Source organism: Candidatus Zixiibacteriota bacterium, assembly GCA_034439475.1.
In the GTDB taxonomy this organism is placed as follows: domain Bacteria; phylum Zixibacteria; class MSB-5A5; order GN15; family FEB-12; genus JAWXAN01.
The window spans coordinates 38,971-55,539 of the sequence record JAWXAN010000048.1 but is presented as its reverse complement, the minus strand read 5'-3'; the positions used below and the strand labels follow the sequence as shown (position 1 = coordinate 55,539).

The following is a 16,569-nucleotide window of genomic DNA, read 5'->3' as shown; positions in this document are numbered from 1 at the left end:
TATGGCCGGTGAGAGCATGGTTGCCGCACTCGATATCGGCACATCAAAAATTGTCTGCATAATCGGAGAGCGAGACTCGTGCGGCGGCATCTTTGTTATTGGACACGGCCATGCTCCGGTCGACGGTCTCAAACGCGGTATGGTAGTGGATATGGATAAGACAGTGAAATCAATTCGAAAAGCAATCGACGATGCCCAGCTTGTCTCTGGCACCGAGATCGACCGTGTGACCGTCGGTATCGCCGGAGAACATATCCGTTCCATAGACAGCCACGGGGTGGTTGCAATTGGACGAAGCGATCATGAGATCACAAGCCTTGATATGACACGGGCAATTGAAGCCGCACGTACCATTGCTATCCCGGTAGACCGTGAGATTATCCATGTAATTCCGCAGGATTACTCAGTCGACGATCAGACGAATATCAAAGACCCGGTCGGAATGTCTGGTGTCCGGCTTGAAGTCCAAGCCCATATCGTCACCGCTTCTGTGACATCGGCCAAGAATATTTTTCGCGCTCTTGAGCGAAGTCGACTTGGGATTGATCACATGGTTTTGGAATCTCTGGCGCTCTCAGAGTTTGTGCTGACCGAACGCGAGACCGAAACCGGCAGTGTGTCAGTAGATATCGGCGGAGAGATTACCGATGTCTCGCTTTTTTATGACAATGCCATTCGCCACACAGCCGTCATACCTGTCGGCGGGAGACATGTCACCAATGATATTGCAATCGGGCTCAAAATGACGATTGATCAGGCTGAAGAACTAAAAATCGCTCATGGCGCCGCGCTGGCTTCGCTCGTCGATCCTGCTGATATGATTCATATCCCAGGCATCGCGGGACGGTCAATGCGGGAGCTTTCCCGAAATGTACTTGCCTCAATATGTGAACCGCGAATGGAAGAAATTCTTGCCCTTGTCGGGCGGGAGATAAAGAAGGAAGCTCGCAACAAGTCCCTCACTGGTGGATTGGTTCTTACCGGCGGAGGGTCGCTTCTGCCTGGGACACTTGAACTGGCCGAGCAAATGTTCTCCATGCCGGTTCGACGCGGCGTAATACGCGGTATAGAGCATACACCGGATGAGTTGAATTCGGTGCGTTATGCCACCGTCCATGCTCTGATGCAGTATGGATTTAAACACGAAGCAAAAGACCAGCATCGAGGTAGTATGAAATCTTGGATTAGAAAAATGGAAAATTGGATCACTAAACAGTTTTAACCACGAGCGTTTAAGGAGAAGGTGAGATGGCGGTTCAAAAACATCAATTCAATTTCGCAGCCGATTATGTCGGCTATGCCAGCATCAAAGTCAGCGGCGTTGGCGGAGGCGGAGGGAACGCAATCAATCGCATGATTGCATCGGGATTAAAAGGGGTGGAGTTTATAGCGATCAACACCGACGCCCAGGTACTTGATCAGAGTATGGCCGAGAAGCGCATTCAGATCGGCCGCGACACAACCAACGGACTTGGCGCCGGAGCAAATCCTGAAATCGGACGGCTCGCAATGGAAGAAAGCCGCCAGGAAGTCCGCGAAGCGATTGGCAAACCAAACCTTGTATTCATCACTGCCGGTATGGGTGGCGGAACAGGAACAGGAGCCGCGCCGGTAGTTGCTGAAATTGCTAAAGCATCAGGCGCGCTGACTGTCGCTATTGTGACAAAACCATTCCGATTTGAAGGAAAGAAAAGAATTGACCGCGCCGGCGCAGGATTGGCTGAACTGAAGTCAAAAGTGGATACCCTGATAATAATCCCCAACGAACGTCTGCTTGAGATTGTTGACAGGAAGACCACATTGTCTGACGCCTTCGCGACAGCCGACGATGTTCTGCATCAGGCTACAAAAGGTATCTCGGATCTTATCACAATCCCCGGTCTTATCAATTGCGACTTTGCCGATGTACGCACAGTCATGCTTGAGATGGGCGAAGCTATCATGGGCACCGGAGCGGGCGAAGGAGACGAAAAGGCAGTAGATGCCGCCCGTTTGGCAATAAGCTCACCGTTGCTTGAGAAAGTGTCCATTAGCGGCGCGCAGGGTGTCCTTATTAATGTTACCGGCGGTGAGGATATGACCCTCTTTGATGTCAACACTGCGACATCACTGATTTATGAAGCCGCAGGCGCTGATGCCAATATCATTTTTGGGGCCGTTATCGATCCCAATATGAACAACCAAATGCGGGTGACGGTAATAGCGACCGGGCTGGGAGCCGATGACAAACCGGCTATTATTGCCGCGGTCGATACAAAGTCAAAGGATGGCGCTTCTGCCAAGGCCATTACACTTTTCCCAACCGAGGCCATGACTGTGGGTAACTTCACAACGTCGGATGTACAAATGCCTGCAGAAGTCAAAAATGATCAGTCGGGGGAGACAGCCGCAGTTGCCAGCCACGAAAATGGCGGTTATAACCGTCTGAATGGAAACGGCAACCGCCACCGCCACCGCGTTCCGATATTCGCCGAGGATGACCGCACAATCCCTGCCTATATCAGAAGATTGGATGACAACAACCGATAAAGAAGACGCTCATCGACTATGCGATGAGATCCGACAGATAAAAAATATAGAGCACCGCTAAAGACGCTCTATTGTTTTGGTTCCTCAACCTAACCGCCGGCTTAACTACCCTGCCGGCGGTTTATTATTTTGTCCAACTCATCTTTTTACGTGGCTGGTGTACGTCCCCGTGCACCAGCCACGTACCATACTCCGCCGTGGCGGACGGTGTGATCGTACTCGTTGTGTGGTATCGGGCGCCCTCGCGCCCGATACTCTAATTTAGCTGTCAGGCGAGGGCGCCTGACAGCACTTCTAAGGGAAAAATAAGAAGATGTTTGCTTTAATACTATCACATCTTTAAAGTGATCCATTTGCTCATATTTTATTGGGAGTGAAAAAACCACCGCGTTTCTGCGATGGTTTCTCAATAGTCAATGTCATGCAGTCAAACTGCGTCAGGACAGATTCAAATCAGCATATTTGCTGAGAGGTCTGTATTCTACTAAGCCGCGGCAGATTTTGTGCGCTTGGCGTTCGAATTCTTGATAACCTTACCCGCTTTGAGGCACGAGGTACAGACACGAATTCGTTTCGGTACACCGTTTATATAGGCGCGAACTTCCTGTAGGTTCGGCAACCAACGGCGGCTGGTCAGGTTATGAGCGTGAGAGACATTATGACCGAAAGTCGTCTTCTTACCGCATAATTCACACATTCTTGGCATAATTTCTTATAACTCCTTCTAAACAGACCGGAAGAATACCTTCCTTGTGACAATAAGGCAAGGAAATTTTATCGACATGGCAAGAGTTCAGAGCAGATGTGCTATTCCTCCCCCCAGTTTGACTAATCTTTGTTATTACCGTATAATAAGTTGGGTGGAAACGGGAGACTGTGCTAAAGTCGCATTTAGCAATCTTTTTTCCCTCTTGATGCCCGATACTGTATAACAAATTAGGAAACTGATGCTTGATTTAAAAATTATCCGTGAAAATCCCGAACTTGTCAAACAAGGTGTTCTCCGCAAAAACAGCAATTGCGATATAGACCAAATCCTGGCGATCGACGTCAAACGGCGCGGCATCCTCACCAAGGCCGACCAGCTCAAAGCCGAGCGCAATCGCGTTTCTGCAGAAATTGCCAAAAAGAAGAAGGCTGGCGAAACCACCGATGCCGATGTCGCAGCCATGCGGCACGTCGGCGACGACATAACCGCTCTTGACACAGAACTTCGGGACATCGAAGAACTCCTGCAGTCAACTCTTAGCTGGGTACCCAATTTGCCCCATGTGTCGGTCCCCGAAGGCGGCGAGGCCGCGAATGTCATTGTCCGCAATTGGGGTGAACCCGCCCCGACCACCTTCAAAGTACTTCCTCATTGGGAAATTGGCGAAAAACTCGGGATTCTCGATCTCGCCGGAGCGGCAAAAATCACCGGCTCGGGATTTTATGTCCTCAAAGGGATGGGGGCAAAACTCCAGCGTGCCCTTATCAATTATATGCTCGATCTGCATTCCGCCGATGGCTTTACCGAGGTCAATGTCCCGCATATTGTCAATGCTGACACCATGTACGGAACTGGCCAACTGCCAAAACTCGCCGATGATATGTACAAAACCGAAGGGGATAATCTCTACCTGATTCCTACAGCCGAGGTCCCAGTCACCAATCTCTATAAGCAGGAAATAATCAACGCCGACCAACTGCCCATCCGTATGGTTGCGTACACTCCCTGTTTCCGACGTGAAGCCGGCTCGGCTGGCAAAGACACCCGAGGAATGATCCGGGTGCATCAATTCGACAAGGTCGAACTGGTCAAAATTGTTCGTCCAGAAAACTCCTACGACGAACTTGAAACACTGGTCGCGCAGGCAGAGAAGATTTTGCAAGGCCTCAAACTTCCCTATCGTGTTCTGTTGCTCGCATCAGGGGATCTCTCATTCGCCGCCGCCAAATGCTATGACCTTGAACTCTGGTGTGCAGGAGTCGAGAAGTATTTGGAAATCTCCTCGGTTTCCAATTTTGAAGACTTCCAGAGCCGACGGATGAAATGCCGATTCCGCGATGAAAATAAAGAGATTCATCACCCCCATACACTCAACGGCTCAGGTGTGGCGTTGGCGCGCCTTATTCCTGCTATTTTGGAAAACTACCAGAATGGGGATGGAACTATCACTATCCCCGAGGTCCTTCGACCGTATATGCAGGGGGCGGAAAGAATTTCCTGATGCCCCCCGAACCGAAGACTTCTTCGACTACTTCAGACCTCTACATAGGGAAATCGACTCTCTTCAAGACTTTTCTCATGCTTGGAGTCGCCTTTATTTCCGCATTGTTTATATGGTATTCTTTTCGGCTCATCGAAGATCTCAAAGAAGATACCCGGGCTCAAGTCGAGCGATATGCCAAACTGTTCGAGCTTGCTATCAATTCGCCGACCTCGGGCGAAGAGTTGCAGTTTATTTTTGATGAAATAATTATCAAGGCGACATTTCCTATCATCGTCCTGGATAAAGACAACAATCCCATCCAATGGCGAAACGTTCCGGAACTGGACGACAGCGACACCACCCGTGCGACAATCGAACGACTTAACTCCATGGCCGCCGAGATGCGCCACGATAATCGTGTATTTCCCATCTTCTACGGCACCCTGCAGATAAACTCTCTCTGTTATGGCGATCCGGCTATTATTGGCAAACTCAAGCTCATGCCGTTTGTTGAGGTCGCCGTGGTTTTGGCGTTCATGATAGTAGGCATAATCGGATTTCAGAATATTCGTCGGAGCGAAGAGCGTCTTATCTGGGTTGGAATGGCCAAGGAAACGGCTCACCAACTCGGCACACCCATCTCCTCACTGCTTGGCTGGCTTGAGCTTATGAATAAGGAGAACCGTTCCGAGCTATCGCCGGAACAGATTGAATCATTGCTTGATAATACGGTCGAAAATATGAACATTGATGTCGACCGGCTTCAACGAGTTGCCAATCGATTCGGTAAAATCGGCTCCATACCGAAACTGCAGGAGTGTGATCTAAATGAGCTAATTCGTGAAACGGCCGAATATTATCGCAGGCGGCTCCCCTTTGAAGGGAAAGGGACACAAATTGATTTCAGGCCGGGTCTAATAGGCATGGTTATGCTGAACCCTGAGCTTTTTGGCTGGGTTTTAGAGAACTTGGTAAAGAACGGACTTCAGGCCGTGGACCCTAAAAGCGGGCGGATTTTTCTTGAAACTGCCATGACACAGGACAAAAAGGGTGTACAAATAAATATAATCGACAACGGGGGCGGGATATCGACTGCGGCATCGCGGAAGATTTTCCGACCCGGGTTTTCGACAAAAAAACGCAGCTGGGGAATGGGACTGACACTCGTCAAACGCATCGTGGAAGAGTATCATGTCGGACGTGTCAGACTTGCGCGTTCTCGACCCGGCGAAACTGTATTTGAAATCATTCTCCCGAATTCGGGCGAAATAAAGGAATAGCGAATGGCCGTTGCACAAGACAAGGGAAGAATTCTCTGGGTGGATGATGAAATAGACGCACTGAAACCGCACATTATCTTTCTCGAAGGCAAAGGATTCGAAGTCAAAGGCGTAATGTCCGGCGATGACGCTATCAAAGCTGTCCGCGATGAACTCTTTGACCTCGTATTGCTCGATGAAATGATGCCCGGAAAAGACGGCCTTACCACCCTCGAGGAAATCAAAGAGATTCGCCCGCACCTGCCCGTTGTCATGGTAACAAAATCGGAAGAAGAGAGCTTGATGGAGCAGGCGATAGGACAAAAGATCGACGACTATATCGTCAAACCGGTTGTGCCCTCTCAGGTCCTCTCTGTCATCAAACGAAGACTCGAGTCCAAAAAAATTATAGGCTCGTCATCAATGCGACGCTACATCACAGAAATAAATCGCTTCAATCAGCGCATGTATGGCGCAATGGAGCCGGAAGAGTGGCACGAAGCCGCTCGCACCATCGCCCAGTGGAATCTCGACCTCGATGAAAGCAATGATCAAGGTCTCAAGGAGACCCACGAGGGAACATCGAAAGAGTGGAATGTCGAGTTCACAAAATATATAGAAAGCCAGTATCCGCGCTGGCTCCAAAGCAACAAGCGGCCGCTCTTGTCATCGGATATCGTCAGCACATATGTTGTGCCTGAACTGAAGAAAAAAAAGAAGGTGCTCTTTGTTGTTGTCGATTGCATGCGTCTCGACCAGTGGATGCTTGTCGAACCACTGCTTGCAGACTTCTATAATATCCAGCGCAATTATTATTTCTCAATGCTTCCGACTGCCACACCCTTTGCCCGCAACGCCCTTTTTGCCGGTATTTTCCCCGATGATATCCACCGCCAGTATCCGGATAACTATGCCGTGCAGGACGAAGGATCGCTCAATCGCTTCGAGGATAGATTTCTCATAGACAATCTCGCTCGCAATGGACTCCGCTATGATCGACAACTGCGCTACCATAAAATATTCAACAATACCGAAGGCGAAGAGCTTGCAAAACGAGTCGCTGATCTCTTCGACAGCCCGGTTGTCGCGCTGGTCTTTAACTTTCTGGATATATTGGCGCATGGCCGCTCAAATAATGTTATTCTAAAAGAAATTGCCGGAACCGAATCGGCCTTCCGTACCCTCATGCGAACATGGTTTGTACATTCTCCACTCTTTGCAATTTTGAAATCTTTCGCCGCACGGGACTTTACCATTGTGCTGACATCCGACCATGGCTCCGTACTATGCCGGAGAGGGACGATGGCGCATGGACGCCGTTCGACCTCCACCAATCTTCGCTATAAATACGGCGACAATCTGAACTCTGATCCCAAGGATTCCATTCTTGTGAAAAAACCCGAGCAGTGGCGTCTGCCATCGTTTACCTTGGCGACGACCTATATCATCGCAAAAGAAGACTTTTATTTTGTTTACCCTAATAACTACAATGAGATGGTCAGGCAGTTTCAGAATTCGTTCCAGCATGGCGGCATCTCGCTCGAAGAGATGGTTGTTCCGGTTGCTGTCATGACTCCCAAGTGATAACGTTCTATGAAAGCACTGGAGATTATCTCTCATTCTGAGAGCGAGACCAAATCACTTGCCCAAAAACTCGCGGCTACATTTCCCGAAGGGGAAGTTCTGGTGCTGAGAGGCGCACTCGGCTCAGGCAAGACAACATTTGTCAAAGGGCTTGCGATAGCTCGCGGAATCGAAGAAGCGACGGTCAGTTCCCCCACCTATACTGTTGTGAACGAATATCCTTCCGAGCGTCCTATCTTCCATTTCGACCTCTACAGAATTAATGACCCGACTGAACTATATGAAATCGGCTGGGACGACTATATCGGCCGGACCGGCTTGACTGTTGTCGAATGGGGCGAAAAGGCGCAGGACAAACTTCCAAGTCAATACTATCTTATCGATTTCTCAATTGTGGGCGAGACCGAACGAAAAATAGTCATCACCCGGATTGGGTCATGAATCATTTCGACGAAAAATATCAAAACGTCCTCGCCATTGACAGTTCGGGCCAAAAACTCAAACTCGCCCTGAGTTTTGGAAGCGACCGCTCGGTGCAGTCAACTGCCGAAGACGAGCGGACACATGGCCAGGTAATCATGAAAAAAATTCAGGAACTGCTTGAATCAAGCGGGTTGGATAGAACAGCCATCAACGCCCTCGCTGTCTCAATTGGACCCGGCTCTTTTACGGGTTTGAGAATCGGCCTTGCCGCTGCCAAAGGGATCGCAGTCGCCCTCGATATTCCGATTGTTGCCGTAAGTGTTTTTGAGATTGCCGCAATGAAGACTCGTTCCATCACCGACCGGCTCTGGGCAATTGTGAAAATAACCCGCGATGAGTTTATTATGGCACCGATGTCCAAGGGCAAGGCCGAGATGCTCTCCATTCAGGTCGTGAAATTGCCTGACTTAGCCTCATCTATTGGAACCGAGCTGGCCATAGGAATCGGGTTTTCTTTGAAAGATGTGTTATCGGATCATCAAATCTGCCCCGGTTTCGATGAACTCGACAATAACGCATCCGAGTTGCTCTATCTTGGGCGGGAAAAACTCGAAACAGAAGACTTCGCCGATATCGCTTCGATTCAGCCGCTTTATATACAAAAATCATCTGCGGAAATTCGCTATGAACAGCGCCAGCAAAGACAATGAACACGCTGTCTCAATTCGCGGCATGGTTGAAGCCGATATCTCAACCGTTGCAAAATTGGAACGTGAAATATTCTCCGATGCCTGGCCCGAACAATCATTTCATGAAATATCCGAAGATTCCGACTGGGGGGGGCTGGTGGCCGAAGCCGATGGCTCAATTGTCGCCTATGCCTGCTATCTTATTGTGCTGGATGAGTTACATCTCGCCAATATCGCCGTAAGCGCCGCCTTCCGTCGGAAATCAGTTGCAAAACATCTGCTGGAGCATATCTTATCTATGGCCCGTGAGCATAAATGCGAGACTATAATTTTGGAAGTTCGTCCTTCGAATACAGATGCCCAGCTCTTCTATGAAAAGTATGGATTTTCGCTCCTCTACCGCCGTCCAAAATATTACCACAACCCTATTGAGGATGCATTGGTGATGACTCGAACACTTGAATATCCCGGCAGAGAGCGCTGACCATGGAATGGTTCCGCAAAACAAAATCTGGTCTGCCGGATCAGGAAAAGATGAATATTCCGGAAGGGCTCTGGAGTAAATGTCTTTCATGCGGCGAAATTGTATACAGCAAAAAAATGGAGCAGCTTCTGTGGGTTTGTCCAAGCTGCAATTATCATTTCCGCATTCCAAGCCAGAAATATATTTCGATTCTGCTTGATGACGGTCATCTCGATGAATTTGATACCAATTTACATTCGGGTGATCCGCTCAAATTCAAAGATTCAAAACGATATCCTGACCGTCTCAAAGAAGCCAATGAAAAAGCAGGAGGAACCGAGGGTCTGATAACCGGCTTGGCCGGCATGGGTGGTATGCCAATTTCATTCGCCATTATGGATTTTGCCTTCATCGGCGGCTCGATGGGTTCTGTTGTAGGTGAGAAAGTAGCGCGCACTATCGAACGCGCTATCAAACACAATGTCCCGCTCATTATTGTCTCCTGTTCAGGCGGAGCGCGAATGCAGGAAGGAATTCTCTCGCTCATGCAAATGGCCAAGACCTCCGGCCTGCTCTCTATTCTCGCCAAACAGCATCTGCCGTATATCTCAGTGCTGACCAACCCGACCACTGCCGGTGTCATGGCCTCATTTGCGTCGCTGGGAGATGTCACTATCGCCGAGCCGAAAGCATTGCTTGGCTTTGCCGGTGCCCGGGTTATTCAGCAGACAATAGGGCAAGATTTACCCGAGGGCTTTCAGTCGTCGGAATTCTTCATGGAAAAGGGTTTTCTGGATAAAATCGTCGAACGCAAAGAACTTCGAGATACGATTATCCGCCTCCTCAACTACATGAGGAAACCCTTATGATGAACTATTACACCACGTACTCAGCGGCTGAAAGATTTATTTTCTCGCGAGAATTTTTTGGAATGAAGCTCGGACTGGAGAATATACAGGATTTTTTGGCGACCCTTGGCAATCCGCAGTCGAAATATAAGACGGTGCATATTGGCGGAACCAACGGCAAAGGCTCAACATCAGCGATGCTTGCCTCTATCTGTCGCTCCGCCGGATACAAAACCGGGCTGTATACATCTCCCCACCTTGTTAATTTTCGCGAACGAATCCAAATCGATGGAAAATATATCCCGGCGCAGACTGTGCTTGCTTTTGTAAACCGCCATCGCGCCCAACTTGTAAAAAAAAAGTCTCCTTCTTTGAATTAGTCACCGCGCTGGCTTTCGATCAATTCGCCAGACAGAAAGTCGATATTGCAATCATCGAAGTCGGACTTGGCGGGCGTCTCGATGCCACAAATGTGCTCCATCCCTTGCTGACCATTACAACCGACATCAGTTTTGACCACACCGACATCCTCGGCTCGACTTTGGCCCAGATTGCTTCGGAGAAAGCTGGCATTATTAAAGCCGAGGTGCCGCATTTGAGTGGGCTGGTTCCTGCTGAAGCCTCTGTAATTCTGAAGAAGAAAGCAAAACTGGTGGGTACAAAGTATCAGACAATTTCTTCGCGAGATTTCAAAGCCGACAAAACCAAGCTTTTACTCGATTACAGGTCAGATAACATGAAGATATCACATTTGGCTCCGTCACTGAAAGGGACGCATCAGCTTATCAACGCCGCTCTTGTAATCAAAGCCGCCTCGATACTTAATACGAATAGATTCCCTCTATCAAAACGAGCCATAATCCACGGGATCAAATCAACCGACTGGCCCGGGCGTTTTCAGATTGTGGAGAAGAAGGGCCAGCCTACCTTAATTTTGGATGTCTGTCATAACGTGGGCGGCTCGCGTGCTTTTGCCGATACATTCAGGAGAATGTTTCCGCATCGCAAAGCAGATATTATCGCCGGGTTTGTGAAGAAAAAAGAACATCAGAAAATGATCGACGAACTCGCCCCCGTTGCCGCACGGTTCACCCTTGTCCCGATGAAAACCCACCGAAGTGTCGAGCTGGCGGAGTTTATAAAAGAAATGGACTGGCATGGGGTCGAAATCATCCCTTCAGGATCACTCCGAAGCGCATTGGCGACGGCCAAAAAACGACAACTGTCTCCACAACAGACGATGCCCATCGCAATTATAGGATCGCATTATCTTGTAGGAGAATTCCTGGAGGGTTTCATACGGTCATGAGCGAACTCTCTAGAAAAAAAAAGGCGTTGCCAGTCAGGACTACAGCCAAATCGACGGCAACCAAACCTGCAAAAGAGACGACAATCAAAGCCGTTGCGACTCTTGAAAAAGAACTCGAAGAAAAAGTCCGGCTTCTCAGCGACACTAATCGCCAGTTGAAACGAAAAATATTTGACCTTTATACTGTCTTCGAAATCAGCCGAAATATTAATTCGGTCTTGGAATACCAAACACTGCTCGACAGTTTTATTTTCACCTGTCTGGGACAGGTCGGCGTGGCAAAAGGGGCTATCTTCTTGTCCCGAGAAGGGCATAAGGACAAATTCTTCCTTGCCAAGGCCAAAGGGTCAGGGGAATTCCCTGACACAGATGAGCATTTTGTTACGTCGTCGCGACTTACAGATTACTTAACCCGTCTCAACAGACCGATTCTGGTTGATGAATTGACAGGGGAACTGGTGACGCCATCTGAGCATTCCATTCTGAGCCGGTTTCCATCGGGTGTCATCGTTCCTCTCATTTACAAGAGTAAATTGAGCGGCATTTTTGCCATGGCTGACAAAATCTCCAGCGGTGTTTTCAGCACTGATGACCTCGAATTCCTTTCTGTTCTTGCCAATCAAATTGCCGTTGCAATCGAAAATGCGCTGCTCTTTGAAGGCGTCAACACGGCCACCCGTCTGCTTCGCGAAACCCAGCACCAACTGTTGCAGACTGAAAAACTTGCGGCTCTTGGAGAAATGTCGGCGCGGGTCGCCCATGAGGTCAACAATCCGCTCGGAATTATCCAGAATTATGTGCTCCTCATGCGGCGCACCAACGAGCGAAATGCCCAGGCTCAAATGTACGCCGATATCATCAGCGGCGAAATTGACCGGATAGCCCGGATCGTGCGTCAGCTTCTGCAAATGCACCGCCCTGAGGCAACTCAGTTTATGACATTAAACTTAACCGCCGAAGTCGACACTATTTTGAATTTGATGGAGCGTCCGCTCGCTATGGGACTTATCGAAACCATTCGCGCGTATAACGCTCAACCGGTTTATATAAAAGGTGATTCTGAACAGTTAAAACAGGTGTTCTTAAATTTGATTATTAATGCGCGCGATGCAATGCCCGATTCCGGCAAACTGACCGTCGGCATCGAAAGCGGCGAAGACAATATCACGCTGTCGTTTCAGGACACCGGAACAGGTATACCGCCTGAACTGGTCCCGCGAATATTTGAACCATTCTTTACCACCAAAGAGGCAAGCAAAGGGACGGGCTTGGGATTGTCTGTCTGCTATGGAATAATAAAAAACCACAACGGGTCGATAACATTCAGTAATATGAATTTCGGTGGACGCATCGATATTGTTCTTCCGCGAGTAAAGGAATAAGGCAGCGCTGATGGCTTCGTTTGAAAAAATCCTGATTATCGACGACGAAAAGGGGATGTGCGATTCCCTTTCCGTTCTCCTGCAGGGGGATGGTTATAAAGTCGAAACCTTTCAGGTTCCCTCCAAAGCAATCGAACGTATCCGAGCAGAAAAAGTCGACTTGGTCATAACCGATATTAAAATGCCCGACATGAGCGGGCTTGATATTTTGAAAGCCGTCAAAGAACAGGACGAAGGCATCCCTGTTATATTCATGACCGGCTATGGTTCGCTCGATACCGCAATCCATGCCGTCTCTCAGGGAGCGGATGATTATCTCTTAAAACCGGTTGAGTTTACTTACCTGCTCTTTGCAGTAAATAGAGCGTTGGACAAACGACGCAGTGAGCTTGCCCGATTTCGCCTTCTGGAAGAACTAAAGCTGTCCAACCTTATCCTCAATCGAAGAGTGGGGGAACTCAACGCGCTGTATGAGGCCGGCAAATCTATCGGGTCCTCGATTAATCTCAATGATTTGCTCCGTCAGATTGTCACCCTTGCCGCGACTGTCACCGAGGCGCAGATCGGCTCGATCATGCTCCTTGACGAGCGCAAAGAGTTTTTGAAAATCGCCGCGGCTATTGGACTTGAAAACGACATTATTCTTAACACCCGCCTGCCGATTGGGGCATCTATATCTGGATATGTCGCCAAAACGGGCGAGGCCCTCATGGTTGCCAATGTCGAAAATGATGACCGCTTTCGCCGTATGAATCGTGACAAGTACGGTGCCGCCTCGCTGCTGTGCACGCCTCTAAAGATTAAAAATAACGTTCTTGGCGTCATCAATATGGCCAATAAACAGGACGGTCAGCAATTCACCGACGATGACCTCCGTTTGCTTACAACTTTCGCATCCCAGGCCGCGGTTGCTGTAGACGATGCCTACGAATTCGAGAAGAGCCGCCGACGTCTGGTTGAATTTGAAATCCTTCAGGAAATGTCAAATGAACTTCCGGTCATGGATTCGCTGGTGCGTTTTCGGACAACACTTGTTGATAAGCTCCGTCGCGTGTTTCCAATTGACTACGCCGTTTGGTTCAGTTGGAATGCCGCGACCGGAATCCTCAGTCCCGATAGCTCAATCGGCGAAACAGATTTGCCACAAACCGATAGCGGCAAGATCGATATATCAAAAGCCCAGCGGAGTCAGATAAACTTGACACAATTGGAAATCGACTCGCTCGACCTGACCGATCTTCAGTCACTATCCGCTTTTATTGGCGAGAAAATATCCGAGCGCTCGCAGTATCCAAAGCCCGATCGCGCCTATATGGCCATTCCGACTCTTCGAAATGGAGAGCTTGCGTATCTATTCTATTTCGGTTCGGAAAGCGAGCGGACATACAGCGACGAAGACATGTCTCTGGCGCGGCTGGTAGTTTCTCAATCGGCGCTCCTATTTGAAAAAGAGAAGACACTTCTCAATGCGACCCGCCTTATCACCATGGGGAATATGATTTCTGAAATTTCACATGACCTACGTAAACCGCTCACCTCTTTCAGCGGCGGCCTCCAGATTCTGAAACAACGCTGGCCGGAGATTTGTGACAATTCCGATTTCTTTAAAACTGCTGAGGAAGAAGTTCATCGGATGAATGAGCTTGTCCGTGAGCTTGTTGACTTTTCCAATCCAAACAAATATGAGACGACTAAATTTGACCTCAGACATACTATTTCACGCTCCGCGGAACTTGTCGCGCCAGATCTCCGCAAGGGCAAGGTCAAGTTTGAAGCCGTATTCGATGACTCAAGTTGGGAGGTCATTGCCAATAAAAATCAAATTTTGGAGATGTTTCTCAATTTGTTTATTAATGCCATCGATGCCATGCCCAAAGGAGGCTCGCTGACCGTCGTGGGATGTCAGGAGCGGCCTGATCACAAAAAAGAGGATTATCTTGCGGTAAAAGTAATCGACACCGGTGTTGGCATCAAAAAAGAACACCTCTCACAGGTCTTCGACCGTTATTACACAACCAAAGAAACCGGCACCGGACTCGGACTTGTGGTCGTGGAGCGTATCATTTCTGCCCACAACGGCACCCTTAAAGTTGAATCATCTGAGGGAATAGGTACAACTTTTACCGTTTATTTCCCGCTCCAACATTAACATATTCGGTACTCCCACCTTCGTTTTCAGGCGCGCCCCCTCTTTATAATGCAGAATTTTGCCGAAAATCGGCAAATCTAAAGAAAAACGCCTTGATTTTATCCTAATATTGCCGATACTTAGCGGCAAGGCAGAACATAATATATGGCCAAACAAAAAATTAAGATACTCGTCATAGACGATGACCCCAAAATCGCTTGGCTCCTCTCCGAAGGGCTGTCCACATCATTTGAGTTTCTTTCAGCCCGTGATGGCATCGAAGGCATTCAAATGGTCTCAACCGAAAAGCCGGACCTGATACTTCTCGATATCAAAATGCCGGGCATGACAGGCCTTGAGGTTCTCGAAAAACTCAACCGCCAGGAAAATAGACCCGATGTTATAATGATCTCCGGCCATGGAGACACAAAATATGTGGTCGAATCGATGAAACTTGGAGCGGCGGAATTCATCCCGAAACCGTTCGATGTCAAGGAAGTCGAAATACACCTCAACGTCGCACTTGACCGCATACGCATGAAAAGCGAAATCGGACAGCTCAAAAAAGAACTCCAATCGCGCACTAATTACAACGGATTTATCGGTGATTCCGAGCCGATGACCCGAGTGAAGAGTATCATCGAACAGGTTGCAGATTCCGAACTGACGGTCCTGATTCGCGGCGAATCGGGCACAGGTAAGGAAATTGCCGCTCGGTCACTCCATGAGCTTTCATCGCGTCGTGACCAGGAATTTGTCAAAGTCAACTGCGCCGCAATTCCAAGAGATTTGCTTGAAGCGGAACTCTTCGGATATGAAAAAGGAGCCTTCACCGGCGCCCACAAGAACAAGCAGGGACGTTTTGAGCTTGCCAACAAAGGGACCATCTTCCTCGATGAAATCGGCGATATGCCTATGGAACTGCAATCCAAACTCCTCCAGGTCCTTGAACAACAGGAATTTGTTCGGGTTGGCGGGATACACAATATCCATGTCGATGTCCGGATTATATGCGCGACAAACAGGAATCTGGAGCTTGCCATAAAAGAGCAGGGCTTCCGCGATGATTTATTCTACCGTCTAAATGAGATCACCCTCTTTCTCCCGCCGCTCCGGCAGCGACCCGAGGATATTCCTTTTCTTGTCAACCATTTCATCAAGAAGTACAACAAGCAGTACGAAAAAGAATATCCCGCCGTCTCAAATGATACAATACAGCACCTCGTCTCATTCCGCTGGCCCGGAAATGTGCGTCAGTTGGAAAATATGATAAAACAGGTAGTCGTGCGTGGAGACGAAGCGATAATTATCGAACTAATAGAATTAGCCGGAGCCGGTCTTCATTCCATGCCGATTTATGCGGATGTTCGCCAGCCAGTCCATGTCTATGCAGCAGATGGCAATGCCGCCACCGAAGTACGCGGCGATGACTATTCGCTGAAAAATCGGGTCGGAAAGACAATCGCCAACGAAGAAAGAAAACTTATCGCTGAAGTTCTAAATAAGACTAACTGGAACCGGCGTAAAGCCGCCGATTTGCTCGATATTAGCTATCGTTCTCTCCTCTATAAGATCAAAGATTACAACCTCAATTCCACCAAGTAACAAGTCAGCATCCTCAAGACCTGATTTAAGTTACATTATTTCACCACGTTCATAGTGCAAAAATAGCGCAATGTTTTGCGTGACTGACCAGTTTGCTGGCCAGTTTTCGTAATTCTTGCCGCCTAAAGACTAGCCTAACTCTTTGAAATAAAACAAAA

15 protein-coding genes are annotated in these 16,569 nt (G+C 48.6%); 14 read left to right on the top strand and 1 reads right to left on the bottom strand.

Annotated features, from left to right (window positions below; genetic code table 11):
* Nucleotide 1 precedes the first annotated feature (1 nt).
* Nucleotides 2-1,222, top strand: a complete 1,221-nt coding sequence (gene ftsA, locus SGI97_07140; GenBank protein MDZ4723662.1) for a cell division protein FtsA — start codon at nucleotides 2-4, stop codon at nucleotides 1,220-1,222.
* A 26-nt stretch (nucleotides 1,223-1,248) separates the two neighbouring features.
* Nucleotides 1,249-2,529 carry a cell division protein FtsZ gene (gene ftsZ / locus SGI97_07135; protein MDZ4723661.1) on the top strand — a complete coding sequence of 427 codons (1,281 nt, stop codon included), beginning with the start codon at nucleotides 1,249-1,251 and terminating at the stop codon, nucleotides 2,527-2,529.
* A 484-nt stretch (nucleotides 2,530-3,013) separates the two neighbouring features.
* Here the strand turns inward: ftsZ and rpmB are convergent, their stop codons facing one another.
* Nucleotides 3,014-3,235 carry a 50S ribosomal protein L28 gene (gene rpmB, locus SGI97_07130; protein MDZ4723660.1) on the bottom strand — a complete coding sequence of 74 codons (222 nt, stop codon included), beginning with the start codon at nucleotides 3,233-3,235 and terminating at the stop codon, nucleotides 3,014-3,016.
* A gap of 241 nt (nucleotides 3,236-3,476) precedes the next feature.
* Between rpmB and serS the strand changes: the two genes are divergently transcribed.
* The 12 genes from serS (at nucleotide 3,477) to SGI97_07070 (ending at nucleotide 16,411) form a co-directional block, all read left to right on the top strand.
* Nucleotides 3,477-4,739, top strand: a complete 1,263-nt coding sequence (gene serS / locus SGI97_07125; GenBank protein MDZ4723659.1) for a serine--tRNA ligase — start codon at nucleotides 3,477-3,479, stop codon at nucleotides 4,737-4,739.
* Complete coding sequence (locus SGI97_07120; GenBank protein ID MDZ4723658.1) at nucleotides 4,739-6,001, top strand: HAMP domain-containing sensor histidine kinase; 1,263 nt, start codon at nucleotides 4,739-4,741, stop codon at nucleotides 5,999-6,001. The genes serS and SGI97_07120 overlap by 1 nt, the downstream gene beginning before the upstream one ends.
* A gap of 3 nt (nucleotides 6,002-6,004) precedes the next feature.
* Nucleotides 6,005-7,564, top strand: a complete 1,560-nt coding sequence (locus tag SGI97_07115) for a response regulator (protein ID MDZ4723657.1) — start codon at nucleotides 6,005-6,007, stop codon at nucleotides 7,562-7,564.
* Nucleotides 7,565-7,573: 9 nt separating this feature from the next.
* Nucleotides 7,574-8,005 (top strand): tRNA (adenosine(37)-N6)-threonylcarbamoyltransferase complex ATPase subunit type 1 TsaE, encoded by a 432-nt coding sequence (tsaE, locus tag SGI97_07110; GenBank protein ID MDZ4723656.1) that lies wholly within the window; start codon nucleotides 7,574-7,576, stop codon nucleotides 8,003-8,005.
* Nucleotides 8,002-8,697 (top strand): tRNA (adenosine(37)-N6)-threonylcarbamoyltransferase complex dimerization subunit type 1 TsaB, encoded by a 696-nt coding sequence (tsaB, locus tag SGI97_07105; GenBank protein ID MDZ4723655.1) that lies wholly within the window; start codon nucleotides 8,002-8,004, stop codon nucleotides 8,695-8,697. The genes tsaE and tsaB overlap by 4 nt, the downstream gene beginning before the upstream one ends.
* Nucleotides 8,672-9,160 (top strand): ribosomal protein S18-alanine N-acetyltransferase, encoded by a 489-nt coding sequence (gene rimI, locus SGI97_07100; protein ID MDZ4723654.1) that lies wholly within the window; start codon nucleotides 8,672-8,674, stop codon nucleotides 9,158-9,160. Before tsaB ends, rimI begins: the two co-directional genes overlap by 26 nt.
* A 2-nt stretch (nucleotides 9,161-9,162) precedes the next feature.
* Nucleotides 9,163-10,008: an acetyl-CoA carboxylase, carboxyltransferase subunit beta gene (gene accD / locus SGI97_07095; GenBank protein ID MDZ4723653.1), complete on the top strand. Its 846-nt coding sequence runs from the start codon at nucleotides 9,163-9,165 to the stop codon at nucleotides 10,006-10,008.
* On the top strand, nucleotides 10,005-10,367 hold the full coding sequence (locus SGI97_07090) for a hypothetical protein (GenBank protein ID MDZ4723652.1): 363 nt from the start codon (nucleotides 10,005-10,007) through the stop codon (nucleotides 10,365-10,367). Before accD ends, SGI97_07090 begins: the two co-directional genes overlap by 4 nt.
* Nucleotides 10,283-11,296 (top strand): cyanophycin synthetase, encoded by a 1,014-nt coding sequence (locus tag SGI97_07085; protein MDZ4723651.1) that lies wholly within the window; start codon nucleotides 10,283-10,285, stop codon nucleotides 11,294-11,296. Before SGI97_07090 ends, SGI97_07085 begins: the two co-directional genes overlap by 85 nt.
* On the top strand, nucleotides 11,293-12,678 hold the full coding sequence (locus tag SGI97_07080) for an ATP-binding protein (GenBank protein ID MDZ4723650.1): 1,386 nt from the start codon (nucleotides 11,293-11,295) through the stop codon (nucleotides 12,676-12,678). Before SGI97_07085 ends, SGI97_07080 begins: the two co-directional genes overlap by 4 nt.
* Before the next feature lie 10 nt (nucleotides 12,679-12,688).
* Nucleotides 12,689-14,827 carry a response regulator gene (locus tag SGI97_07075; protein ID MDZ4723649.1) on the top strand — a complete coding sequence of 713 codons (2,139 nt, stop codon included), beginning with the start codon at nucleotides 12,689-12,691 and terminating at the stop codon, nucleotides 14,825-14,827.
* Between the two features lie 144 nt (nucleotides 14,828-14,971).
* Nucleotides 14,972-16,411, top strand: a complete 1,440-nt coding sequence (locus SGI97_07070; protein MDZ4723648.1) for a sigma-54 dependent transcriptional regulator — start codon at nucleotides 14,972-14,974, stop codon at nucleotides 16,409-16,411.
* Nucleotides 16,412-16,569: the final 158 nt, after the last annotated feature.